The sequence below is a fragment of the Vespertiliibacter pulmonis genome, from assembly GCF_013377275.1.
Taxonomy (GTDB): Bacteria; Pseudomonadota; Gammaproteobacteria; order Enterobacterales; family Pasteurellaceae; genus Vespertiliibacter; species Vespertiliibacter pulmonis.
Map to the genome: position 1 here is coordinate 1,279,922 of NZ_CP016615.1, position 12,049 is coordinate 1,291,970.

Below are 12,049 nucleotides of genomic sequence, written 5' to 3' on the forward strand. Positions count from 1 at the left end.
ATATTATTCTATGCAAAAAATTATCAGGAAAGCACCGCTTGTCCTTTTTGAACTAACCCATTTAGGATTGGGCAGTTAGGGTTGTCATCGCCACAACAATCACGGTTCCATTGCTGTAATAATTGCACCATTTTTTCTAAATCAGCAATTTTTTGTTTGAGTGTTTGTAGATGTTGTTCGGTTATCTGCTTGACTTCTCGGCTAGATCGTTGTGCGTTATCATTGAGTTTGAGTAATTCAGCAATTTGTTTGAGTGAGAAATTTACTTTGCGTGCATTACTAATAAAATGTAAACGTTCAAGATCCTGTAGAGCATATTGACGATAGCCCGCAGCATTTCGTATTGGTGGGGTGAGTAGCCCCATTTTTTCATAATCACGGATCTGTTTAGCAGAAAGTCCGCTGAGTTTGGCAATTTGGCTAATATTCATTGCTTGACCTTAACCTAGGGTAAAGGTTTAACATAGCATAGATTTCATTTTTGATATAGGAGTTACTATGAAAATTACATTACAACTTGCGGGCCTACATTGTGGACATTGTGTAAAAAGCGTTGAAAATGCTTTAAATAATTTACCAAATGTTTCAAGTGTTCAGCTTGATTTAGCTACTCAAATTGCCGTAGTTGAGGGGACTGAACTACCGAATACATTAATTGAAACGATTGAAGGCTTGGGTTTTGATGCGGCGATTAAGTAATCCTTGAAATGTGTAGAGGGTAAAATGTCTCAAGAATATCAGTTTTTATTAAGCGGCTTACATTGTGCCGCTTGTGTACATCGTGTTGAAAAAATGGTCGGAAAATTACCGAATGTCGAACTTATTTCAGTTAATCTTGCCGATCAAACAGCTTTTGTTCAGGGTAATATTGTGCCAGATGAGGTGATTCAAACTATCTCGAAATTAGGTTTCGGAGCGGAGTTGCTCGAAAGTGAGCAAACTCGCCGAGAAAAACAGCAATATCAAATGCAAAAAGCATTAAAGTATAAAAAATGGGCGTTTATTTCAGCACTTGTTGTAGGCTTGTCATTGATGTTGTATGGATTCTTTTGGGGAATGAGGCTCTCAGAAACGAATCAGTGGCAGTGGTTGGCTTGGGCAGGGATCACGCTTTCAACAATGTGGTTTAGTGGACGACACTTTTTCCAAGGTGCGTGGACAAGTTTAAAAAATTATTCTACTAACATGGATAGTCTTGTTGCACTAAGTACCGGTGTGGCTTGGCTTTACTCTTTTTACCTCACGATTAGTAATCAGCTAGGTGCAGAGTTATATTATGAAGCCAGTGTGATGATTATTGGCTTTATCAATTTAGGTAAATACTTAGAGTTAAAGGCAAAACAACGTTCGTCGTCAGCATTAGAAAAATTACTTGCTATTGCACCGCAGCAAGCGGTAATTTTTGAAGGTGATGTGACAAAAACGATTCCTGTTAAAGCAATTAAACAACATATGCGTATACAGGCATTAACAGGAGATCGTTTAGTCGTAGATGGTGTGCTTGAAAGCGGTATACTTTGGGTTGATGAATCAATGCTGACAGGGGAAGCGTTACCGGTACAAAAACAAGCAGGAGATCAAGTTAAAGCAGGAACGTTCATTCAAGATGGCTCGGGAATTTATCGAGCTGAACAAGTTGGCTCACAAACGGCATTAGCTCGTATTGTTAATGCAGTACGTCACGCGCAATCAAGTAAGCCTCCTTTGGCAAAAACAGTCGATAAAATTTCTTCTATTTTTGTACCTGTTGTGGTGAGTATTGCTTTAGTCAGTAGCTTGATATGGCTTGCTTTGGGTAAAGATCTTGATTTTGCACTTTCTGTTTTTACTTCGGTTGTGATCATTTCTTGCCCTTGCGCATTAGGATTGGCGATTCCTCTTTCTACAATTGCTGGTGTCGCACGGTCAGCAGAATTTGGCGTATTAGTGCGTAATATTGATGCACTGCAGGCGAGCAGTGAAATTGACACATTAGTGTTTGATAAGACTGGTACGTTAACAACGGGTATTATGCAAGTTACTGACGTGAAAACTTTTGGAGAATTTGAACAAAATGTGATGCTACGTTTAGTCAAAGGGCTTGAATTACAAGCTTCTCATCCGATTTCACAAGCAATTGTAAATTATTGTGCAGATCTGACCGCTTGTGAGTTTTCACATATTCAAGTGATGAGAGGACTTGGCATAGCGGGCGAGTGGCAAGGCAAAGAGGTGCGAGTTGGTAATGCACAATTTGCTGATCTAGGAGGTGTGCAAATAGATCTAGCAGATGATATGGGAACACGAGTCTTTGTCTCTGTAGATGATCAGACCGTGGGAATGATCACCTTACAGGATCAATTACGTGAAGAAACTCTCCCATTAATTAAGCAGTTTCAACAGCAAGGTTATAAATGCGTAATGCTAACGGGGGATCGTCAGGAAACTGCAGATTATTATGCGCGTCAGCTGGGGCTAGATAGTGTTATTGCTAATGTTTTACCTGAAGAAAAAGCGATACAAATTGTAAAATTACAAGATTCAGGTCATAAAGTGGCAATGGTTGGTGATGGTATTAATGATTCACCTGCATTGGCACAGGCTGAAGTTGGGGTTGCTATGTTTAATGGCAGTGATATTGCTGTAGAGACGGCAGATTTATCTTTAATGCATAAAGGATTAATGCCGTTAGCTGCGATTTTACAGTTTTCTAAGCAAGTTCAACGCAATATGAAGCAAAGTTTAATGGGAGCATTTATTTATAATGTGGTGAGTATCCCAATTGCGGCAGGTATATTATATCCTTACACTGGTTGGTTATTAAACCCAATGGTTTCAGCCGCCGCAATGGCATTGTCTTCTATTACTGTGGTGTTAAATAGCCAAAGGTTATTGCGTTAATGCAAGTTGTTCAAAATATTGAATAATAAGCTCACTAGCTAGGCGAACTTTTTCAGATTGTATGCGTTGAAGTTTAACTAAATATAGGGGAACTGTAGGTAATTGCCATTCTGGAAAAAGTTGAATTAACTCACCGCTTGCTAGCATTGGTTGTACGTCATTAGTTGGTTGAATTGAAATGCCCAAGCCACTCAACGTTAAGCTGCGACTTGCGTAGAGTGAATTGCATTGAATGCGATAATTGGGCATTATTTCTATTTGTTCTTGATGAGATTGCTGCTGATTTTGTAAGGTGAGTTTTGTAAAATTAGCATTAGAAAATCCGATCCAATCCCATTCAACTAAATTTTCAATCGCTTGTGGCTCACCATAATCTTTAATTTTCTCTTCAATATAAGTACTATGTGCCACGATTGACCAAGTGAAATCATAAATATGTCGAGCTATCATATTATCAGAGAGTGTGCCTTTTCCCGCTCTTAATGCAAGATCGACTCGGTTTTCTTGAAGATCAAGTAACTGATCATCAAATAACAGTTTTAAGCGAAATTCAGCATGTTGGTTTAAGACCGATTTAAACATATTTACAAATAAGCTATCGGTTAGCCCTGTTACGCAAGCGATAGTGAGTTCACCAATAGGTGAAGAATGGAGTTGCTCTACACTATGGATTGCATTTTCTGCGTGATATTGCATTTGTGAAGCATGCTGATAAAACAGTTCTCCCGCTTCTGTTAAAGATAACCGTCGAGTAGTACGGTTGAGTAGTTTCATCCCGAGCTGTAGCTCCAACTTTTGAATAGCTTGTGTGATCGCAGAAGGTGTAATATTGAGTTTTTCTGCCGCTGCTTGCATTGATCCTTGTTCAACAACCGTTGCAAAGGTGCTAATTGATTTGTAATCGTGAAACATTGTATGAATTCTCATTCTTAAAAATGATTAAACAGTGTATTAAGTAAAGAGGTAATTATCAATCTGTTTAATTTATTTATAATCACCTTTTACAAGTTACCTAGAGATTCAATAGGTACGTTTAGTTTAAGGAAAGAATATGACTCAAATGTTAGAAAAATTAAATCCAATTGCTTTATTACTTGTTCGTGTAATTGCTGGTTATCTGTTTTTACTTCATGGAACCGCTAAATTTTTTGAATTTCCACTTTCAATGACAGAGGGAAATGGTAGTGTGCCACTATTTTCTCTATTTGGTCTTGCGGCAATTATTGAAATCTCAGGGGGCATATTGCTGATATTAGGTCTTGCAACACGTTTGAGTGCGTTAGTATTATCAGGACAAATGGCTTATGCTTATTTCTTTATTCATGCAACAGCAGAAACATTTTTATTCCCAATGTTAAATCAAGGTGAATTGGCAGTATTATATTCAGTCTTATTTTTAATGTTTGTATTTACTGGAGCGGGTAAATTCTCATTAGATTATAAAATAATGAATAAACACTAATTTGAATAGAAATGTTGATAGATAAAAACGGTAAATAGGTTATCGTTTTTATTTATGACATTGATTATAAAGCGGTAATAACTCAAAAATGGTTTGATAGATAAACTCAACAGGATCAATTTGTGAGAGGTCTTTTTTTTCAATGTTTTTACCAATACAATAAAAATCTTGTTGATTGTTAAGTATAAGATCAGTCGGTGATAATTCTTTTAATGTGCGGAAATTAGCGTATTCACTTTCATCATTCCGCCAAATATCAAAATTAGCATATTTTTGTCGATTGAGTTTATCCAACCACTGATTATATTGATGTAACGAGACTAGCGAGCGATTGGCTCGGTAACTATGCCAATCAAGTCTGACAGATAATCGGCGGCGATTTAATATAACTGATAAGATAACAGCGGAGTATTGATTAAGTTCGAGCTTGTAGTAAGCAAAGAAATGAGCTCTGACTTGCCAGCCGTTACACCATTTTTCAATATGAGGTTTGGCAAATAGTGCACCTAATTGTGAATGAACCGCTAAGTGAATTTTTTTCCAATTTTCCCATTCTGCTTTATAACGGGCTTTAATAAGCGGGATATCTTCTGGGCAGTATTTTTTAAGCTGACTAAATTGAAAAAAAGGAATGTCGAAAAGCTCGCAACTTTGTGCCGTTAATTGCATTTTGGATCTTGTCATATTGAATAAATTATTTTAGATGATAAGCGATCAATTCAGTTCAATTTACAAAAAAATTGCAAAACTAACCGCTTGCAAAATAAGTTGTGATTTATGAGCTTTCACTCGTGATCGTTTCTTTAATTTTTTTCAATGCTTGTGCTTCAAGTTGTCGAACACGTTCTGCAGAGATATTATATTTAGCTGCAAGTTCGTGAAGCGTTGCCTTATTATCGTCTAACCAACGTGTTTTGATAATATCTTGGCTACGTTCATCTAATTTTGCTAAAGCATAGGCAAGCTGTACGGTGGCCTGTCCGTTATGTTGTTCATCTTCCAGATCGTCTGCAAAGTTAGATTGCTCATCTTCAATGTACATTGATGGGACATAGGCCTCATCGCTATCATCACCAACAGGAAGGTCAAATCCCATATCCTGCCCAGTCATGCGAGATTCCATCTCCTTCACATCAGTGGTTGAAACGCCAAGTTCATCTGCAACTCGTTGAATTTCTGCTTCATTAAACCATTCTAACCGTTTTTTATTTTTACGAAGGTTAAAAAAGAGTTTGCGTTGTGCTTTTGTGGTTGCAACTTTTACAATACGCCAGTTACGTAAAACATATTCATGAATTTCTGCTTTAACCCAATGTACCGCAAAAGAGACAAGACGTACGCCTACCTCGGGATTAAAGCGTTTTACCGCTTTCATCAAGCCAATATTGCCTTCTTGAATTAAATCAGCAAGGGGTAAACCATATCCCATATAACCTCGAGCAATATGCACCACAAAACGTAGATGAGATAAAATTAGTTTTTTAGCAGCTTCTAAATCTTCATCATAGTAATACTGCTCAGCAAGTTCTTTTTCTTGAGCTGCGGTGAGTATTGGATATTGGTTTGCCATACGAATATAGCTATCAAGATTACCTTGTGGAACAAGCATGGTATTGGATAACGCTTTATGAACAATTTCATCATTGGTACTTGAATCATCAAGCAGTTCTATTTCAGATTCAATAAGTTCATCATTATCTAATAATTCAAGCTCTTTGGAATCTTTCATTCAATAAATGTCCTTAGATTTACAAAAAATTATAGCAATCTTACCGCTTTCTGATAGAATAGCCAAACTTTTTGGGGCTGATTTTGGATTCGACGGGATTAGCGAAGCCCAAGGTGCACGTCGAGGTGCGGTAGGCCTCGTAAACAAACCGCAAAAAAATAGTCGCAAACGACGAACAATACGCTTTAGCAGCTTAATAACCTGCTCATAGCCTTCGCTCCCTAGCTTTCGCTCGTAAGACGGGGATCAAGCGGAGTCAAACCCAAACGAGATCGTGTGGAAGCCGCAGCTTTAGGATCGAAACACTAAATTGAATAAAGCTAGTTTATTGATGGCGTGTCTGTCCGCAGTCAATTTACGAATTTAAAGACTGACTAAACGTGTAGTGCTAAAGGTAGAGTAATTTCGGACGGGGGTTCAAATCCCCCCAGCTCCACCAAATTAAAAGCTAAAAGAGATTAAAGAAGCCTTGAATTACAACAGTTCAGGGCTTTTTTTGTACCAGAACTATTTAATATATTTATTATTGAACTGTAAGAGAATTTGATTTTTGAGTAAACGTCGATTAACACAGAACCAACAACGTAGAATTCATTCTAATCATCATAAAAAAATTAGTAAGAAAGAATTTGAGTGGCAAAATGAAATGCTAGGGGAGGTTCAGCAAGGCATTGTAGTCACTCGTCATGCAAAACATGCCGATGTGGAAACAGAGCAAGGAAAAATTTTTCGTTGTAATTTACGCCGTACATTGAAAAATGTTGTGGTCGGTGATCACGTTTCTTGGCGGTTAGGTAGCGAGCAGTTACAAGGTATTAGTGGAGTTATTGAAGCAATATATCCTCGTAAAAATGAATTAAGCCGTCCTGATTATTATGATGGTATTAAGGTAATGGCGGCAAATATTGATCAAATTATTATTGTTTCGGCGGTATTACCTCAGCTATCGTTAAATATTATTGATCGTTATTTAGTTATTTGTGAAATGGCAAATATTCCTGCATTGATTGTGCTAAATAAAATTGATTTGCTTGATAAATCTCAACGACAAGAGATTGATCAACAGTTACAGTTATATGAAAAAATTGGCTATAAAACACTCTGTTTATCGGCAGATACAGGGGAAAATATGGCAGAATTAGACCGTTATTTATCAAGTGGAACGTCTATTTTTGTTGGGCAATCAGGGGTTGGGAAATCAAGTTTGATCAATCGCTTATTGCCTGATGTGGGCGCACAAGTTGGTTCGGTGAGTGAAACTTCAGGGTTAGGGCAACATACAACAACAGCCTCTCATTTATATCATTTAAAGCAGGGAGGGAATTTAATTGACTCCCCAGGTATTCGTGAATTTGGTTTATGGCATTTAGCACCTTCTGACATTACTCAAGGTTATCGGGAATTTCAGCAAGTGCTAGGAACTTGTAAATTTAGAGATTGTAAACATAAAGACGATCCTGGTTGTGCGATAAGACAAGCGGTCGAATGTGGAAAAATTAGTGCAATTCGTTTTGAGAATTATCACCGTTTAGTTGAAAGCCGTGAAGAGATGAAGAGCCAACGGCATTTTCGCCAAGAAGAAAAATAACATGGTATTGAGAATTATTATTATTTGACAAGTGTGGCGATTTGTGTAGAATCACCAGTGCGAAAGACCGTAAAAATTTTAAGGAGATTAAATATGAAAAAAGTTGTCGCGCTATTAACAACACTTGTTGCTGTAAGTTTTCCAGTAATGGCAAAGCCATTTAAAGTCGTTACTACGTTTACTGTTATTCAAGATATTGCTCAAAATGTGGCTGGCGATAAAGCCGTTGTAGAGTCTATTACTAAGCCTGGCGCAGAAATTCACGATTACCAACCTACGCCAAAAGATATTGTTAAGGCACAATCGGCAGATTTGGTATTGTGGAATGGAATGAATTTAGAGCGTTGGTTTGAGCGTTTCTTTACTCAAGTGAAAGATAAACCAGCCGTTGTTGTAACCGAAGGCATTACCCCAATTTCTATTTATGAAGGACCTTATAAAGGTAGTCCAAATCCTCATGCGTGGATGTCGCCTAAAAATGGTTTAATTTATATTGAAAATATCCGTAAAGCATTGGTACAGTATGATCCTGAAAATGCGGAAAGTTATAATGCAAATGCAAAGGCATACGCTGATAAAATTATGGCGTTAGATGAACCACTTCGTGCTCGTCTGGCTAATGTGCCAGAAGCACAACGTTGGTTAGTGACTAGTGAAGGTGCTTTTAGTTACTTAGCAAATGATTATGGTTTCAAAGAACTTTATTTATGGCCAATCAATGCAGATTCACAAGGTACGCCAAAACAGATTCGTAATGTAATCAACCAAGTGCGTAAACATAATATCCCAGTGGTATTTAGCGAAAGTACTATTTCTGATAAGCCTGCAAAACAAGTAGCTAAAGAAACGAAAGCACAATATGGTGGCGTGCTTTATGTTGATTCTCTTTCAACTAAAGATGGCCCTGTTCCTACTTATATTGATTTATTGAATACGACTGTATCTACTATTGTAAAAGGATTTAAACAATAAGGTTTAACTAATGATAAAGACTCACACAAGTTCCCTCTCAGTTAAAAATGTGTCTGTGCGATATAATAATGGGCATATTGCACTTAACGATGTTAATTTTTCATTGAAAGGAGGCACTATATGTGCCTTATTAGGGGTGAATGGTAGTGGCAAATCGACTTTATTTAAAAGTATTATGGGGCTGATTAAGCCTCAAGGAACTATTCAAATTGCAGGAATGCCTGTAAATAAGGCATTAAAATGTAATTTGATTGCTTATGTTCCTCAAAGCGAAGAAGTAGACTGGCAGTTTCCTGTATCTGTTTATGATGTTGTGATGATGGGGCGTTATGGTTATATGAATTTTTTGCGTATTCCAACTGCCGTAGATAAGCAAAAAGTACGAGATGCGATGGAACGTGTGGGTGTTGCTCATTTAAGCGGGCGACAAATTGGTGAACTTTCTGGCGGGCAGAAAAAACGTGTTTTTCTTGCCCGTGCTTTAGCACAAGAAAGCCAAATTATTTTGCTTGATGAACCTTTTACTGGGGTTGATGTTAGTACAGAAAATACGATTATAGCTTTGTTAAAACAGCTACGAGATGAAGGTCATTTAATTTTAGTTTCGACTCATAATTTAGGGACTGTACCAACTTTCTGTGATCAAGCTGTGATGATCAATCGTACAGTACTGGCTTTTGGCTCAATAGAAACTACCTTTACTCAAGAAAATTTAGAGCGTGTTTTTGGCGGTGTTTTACGTCACCAATATCAACTTGATAAAAAGGAGCAAGGGCATAATGCTTGAAATTTTGCTTGAACCCTTCTCATATGATTATATGGTTAAAGCCATTGTTGCAAGCGGTGCGATTGGTGCCGTTTGTGCTTTTCTTTCTGCGTATTTAATGTTGAAAGGGTGGTCATTGATCGGTGATGCACTTTCTCATGCTGTTGTACCAGGTGTAGCGTTAGCCTATGCCTTTTCGTTACCTTATGCATTAGGGGCTTTTTTTTCAGGGTTATTTGCGACTATTGCAATTTTAGCTGTGAAATCACTCTCGAAATTAAAAGAAGATGCCGTAATTGGCTTTATTTTTACAACTTTTTTTGCATTGGGGTTACTAATTATTTCCATCAACCCAACATCGGTTGATGTGCAATCCATTATTTTAGGTAATATTTTAGGTATTGCTGATGAAGATATGGTGCAAGTCGCCATTATTTTAGGTATTTCATTACTTTTACTACTTATTTATTGGAAAGATCTCTTATTAGTTTTTTTCGATGAAATTCAGGCAAAATCTGTAGGTATTTCCCCTCTTAAATTTAAAATTCTCTTTTTTACTTTATTAAGTGCTTGTGTTGTAACTGCATTACAGAGTGTCGGTGCAATTTTGGTAATAGCCATGGTAATAACACCTGGAGCAACCGCTTATTTATTAACCGATCGTTTCGGAGTTCTACTGGTAATTTCTATTGCGTTAGGCAGTATTACTGGAGCAGTAGGGGCATACCTAAGCTATTTTGCTGATGGAGCTACGGGTGGTTTTATCGTGTCATTGCAAACAGTTATTTTTCTGCTCGCATTTTTCTTTGCACCAAAATATGGTGTTATACCACGCAAATTGGCAGTAGCAAAATTATCTGTAAGTCAAACCGCTTGTAAGCAGGAGCCAGAGAATGATTGATTCTGTATTAGCGTGGTTTACTGAACCATTTATTTACCCTTTTATGCAACAAGCATTGATTATTGCTCCGATTGTTGCCATTGTTTGTGCGACATTATCCTGTTATTTAGTATTGAAAGGTTGGTCCTTAATGGGGGATGCAATTTCCCACGCCGTATTACCTGGTATTGTCATTGCTCATCTGTTAGCTATACCTCTTGCTATTGGTGCTTTTGTTTCAGGTATTTTCTGTACCATTGCGGTTGGGTATTTGAAAGACAATAGTCGGATTAAAGAAGATACAGTAATGGGGATCGTTTTTTCAGGAATGTTTGCGTTCGGTTTGGTCCTTTTTACTAAAGTTGAAACGGATCAGCATTTAATGCATATTCTTTTTGGTGATATTTTAGGTATTACACAGCAAGAATTTTATCAAACATTGTGGATCTCATTATTTGCTTTTGGGCTAATTTTATTAAAGCGAAAAGATTTTTTACTCTATTGTTTTGATCCAATCCATACACGTACCGTTGGGTTAAATATAAAATTATTACATTATGGTTTGTTGGTCATTTTGGCATTAGTCATTATTAGTGCGATGCAGGTTGTTGGTGTAATTTTAGTTGTAGCAATGTTGATTAGTCCTGGTATTACAGGCTATATGTTAGCAAAACGTTTTGACAGAATGTTGCTTATTGCCATTATAACTTCGGTGAGTAGTGCTATTTTGGGGGTATTATTTAGTTTTCACTTTAATGTGGCAACAGGACCTTGTATTGTGCTTTTACAAGCGGTCTTTTTTCTTACGAGTTTTGCAATAAGTAAATTTAAAACACGATAAAGATAGCACTATATTTTAAATTTTCCCTTTATGAATTATTAACGGTTTATCTTTTGCTCCATTTTAGAAGAAATATTTCATATAAAGGGGATAAAAATTGTAAGTTTATACACTAAATGCGTGGAGATTACCGTTTAAAAATAATTTGTGGTGTTTGTGTTAGGGCGTGCGATTGAATTTCAATATCAGCGTTATACCAACGACAAATTATTTCTTTAGTTAAAATGTCTTTTGCACGTCCTTGAGCTTGCAGTTGCTGATCTGCTAACAGCACAATGTGATCGCCATAAAGCGAGGCTAAATTAAGATCGTGTAGAACACAGCAAACAGTAAGTCCACGTTGTTCGCAAAGTTGATGAATTAAGCGTAGACACTGTTGTTGGTGGCGTAAGTCAAAGGCAGAAGTTGGTTCATCTAAAAAGAGTAATTTACCATTCATATCTTCCCCCCATAGTTGGAGCAGAGAACGAGCTAGCTGAACTCTTTGTTGTTCGCCGCCCGAGAGCTGGCGATAAGTTTTATCTTTTAATGGTTCACAGTCAGTGAGAGCGATTACTTCAGGTAAGTATTTCTCAATTTCTTGAGAACGGCGATGATATCCCCCCATTCTAATGACTTCTTCTACTGAAAAAGGGAAATTGAGCTGGCTATGTTGTCGCATTACAGCCCGTTGTTTAGCAAGCTCTTTGGCTTCATAGTGTGTAATAGGTTTACCATGAAAATGGCATTCTCCGCCTGTTTGTTTTAAATAGCCCGATAGAATGCGTAATAATGTGGATTTTCCCGCTCCATTTGGGCCAATCAGCATAGTAATTTTACCTTGAGGTAACGTTAGGCTGATATCATTAAGCAACGTTTTACCTTGCCGTTGAAAATGTAATTGATGTGAGTGTAATAGAGGAATTGTTTGTTCCATTATGTTATCCATTTG

At 37.3% G+C, this 12,049-nt stretch carries 13 protein-coding genes and 1 other RNA gene; 9 read left to right on the plus strand and 5 right to left on the minus strand.

The features are described from left to right. Positions 1-23 precede the first annotated feature (23 nt). Positions 24-431: a Cu(I)-responsive transcriptional regulator gene (gene cueR, locus A6B43_RS06230; protein WP_124211130.1), complete on the minus strand. Its 408-nt coding sequence runs from the start codon at positions 429-431 to the stop codon at positions 24-26. Between the two features lie 67 nt (positions 432-498). Between cueR and A6B43_RS06235 the strand changes: the two genes are divergently transcribed. Both A6B43_RS06235 and A6B43_RS06240 read left to right on the plus strand, forming a co-directional pair. Next, entirely contained in the window at positions 499-699 is a 201-nt protein-coding gene (locus tag A6B43_RS06235) for a heavy-metal-associated domain-containing protein (protein ID WP_124211129.1), read from the plus strand. Positions 700-723: 24 nt separating this feature from the next. Then, on the plus strand, positions 724-2,880 hold the full coding sequence (locus A6B43_RS06240; RefSeq protein WP_124211128.1) for a copper-translocating P-type ATPase: 2,157 nt from the start codon (positions 724-726) through the stop codon (positions 2,878-2,880). Here the strand turns inward: A6B43_RS06240 and A6B43_RS06245 are convergent. Next, positions 2,869-3,792 (minus strand): LysR family transcriptional regulator, encoded by a 924-nt coding sequence (locus A6B43_RS06245; protein WP_124211127.1) that lies wholly within the window; start codon positions 3,790-3,792, stop codon positions 2,869-2,871. The two genes, A6B43_RS06240 and A6B43_RS06245, sit on opposite strands and share 12 nt — an antisense overlap. A 139-nt stretch (positions 3,793-3,931) precedes the next feature. On the opposite strand from A6B43_RS06245, the gene A6B43_RS06250 reads away from it, so the two are divergent. Then, on the plus strand, positions 3,932-4,342 hold the full coding sequence (locus tag A6B43_RS06250; protein WP_124211126.1) for a DoxX family protein: 411 nt from the start codon (positions 3,932-3,934) through the stop codon (positions 4,340-4,342). 48 nt (positions 4,343-4,390) lie between these two features. Here A6B43_RS06250 and A6B43_RS06255 read toward each other — a convergent pair whose 3' ends face one another. Next, positions 4,391-5,011: an HI_0552 family protein gene (locus A6B43_RS06255; protein WP_124211125.1), complete on the minus strand. Its 621-nt coding sequence runs from the start codon at positions 5,009-5,011 to the stop codon at positions 4,391-4,393. 106 nt (positions 5,012-5,117) lie between these two features. After that, complete coding sequence (gene rpoH, locus A6B43_RS06260) at positions 5,118-6,071, minus strand: RNA polymerase sigma factor RpoH (protein WP_124211124.1); 954 nt, start codon at positions 6,069-6,071, stop codon at positions 5,118-5,120. A 73-nt stretch (positions 6,072-6,144) separates the two neighbouring features. Between rpoH and ssrA the strand changes: the two genes are divergently transcribed. The 6 genes from ssrA to A6B43_RS06290 all read left to right on the plus strand — a co-directional run bounded on the left by ssrA (position 6,145) and on the right by A6B43_RS06290 (position 11,118). Further along, positions 6,145-6,510, plus strand: a transfer-messenger RNA (tmRNA) gene (gene ssrA / locus A6B43_RS06265). Between the two features lie 111 nt (positions 6,511-6,621). Continuing rightward, positions 6,622-7,659, plus strand: coding sequence for a small ribosomal subunit biogenesis GTPase RsgA (gene rsgA / locus A6B43_RS06270; RefSeq protein ID WP_124211123.1), 1,038 nt, complete (start codon positions 6,622-6,624; stop codon positions 7,657-7,659). A 147-nt stretch (positions 7,660-7,806) separates the two neighbouring features. After that, positions 7,807-8,631, plus strand: a complete 825-nt coding sequence (locus tag A6B43_RS06275; protein ID WP_237306962.1) for a metal ABC transporter substrate-binding protein — start codon at positions 7,807-7,809, stop codon at positions 8,629-8,631. 10 nt (positions 8,632-8,641) lie between these two features. Then, positions 8,642-9,418, plus strand: coding sequence for a metal ABC transporter ATP-binding protein (locus A6B43_RS06280; protein ID WP_124211121.1), 777 nt, complete (start codon positions 8,642-8,644; stop codon positions 9,416-9,418). Next, complete coding sequence (locus tag A6B43_RS06285; protein ID WP_124211120.1) at positions 9,411-10,298, plus strand: metal ABC transporter permease; 888 nt, start codon at positions 9,411-9,413, stop codon at positions 10,296-10,298. Before A6B43_RS06280 ends, A6B43_RS06285 begins: the two co-directional genes overlap by 8 nt. Next, positions 10,294-11,118 carry a metal ABC transporter permease gene (locus tag A6B43_RS06290; RefSeq protein WP_176672540.1) on the plus strand — a complete coding sequence of 275 codons (825 nt, stop codon included), beginning with the start codon at positions 10,294-10,296 and terminating at the stop codon, positions 11,116-11,118. Before A6B43_RS06285 ends, A6B43_RS06290 begins: the two co-directional genes overlap by 5 nt. Positions 11,119-11,245: 127 nt before the next feature. On the opposite strand, the gene A6B43_RS06295 is transcribed toward A6B43_RS06290, so the two are convergent. Then, positions 11,246-12,046: a heme ABC transporter ATP-binding protein gene (locus A6B43_RS06295; protein ID WP_418902966.1), complete on the minus strand. Its 801-nt coding sequence runs from the start codon at positions 12,044-12,046 to the stop codon at positions 11,246-11,248. Positions 12,047-12,049 lie beyond the last annotated feature (3 nt).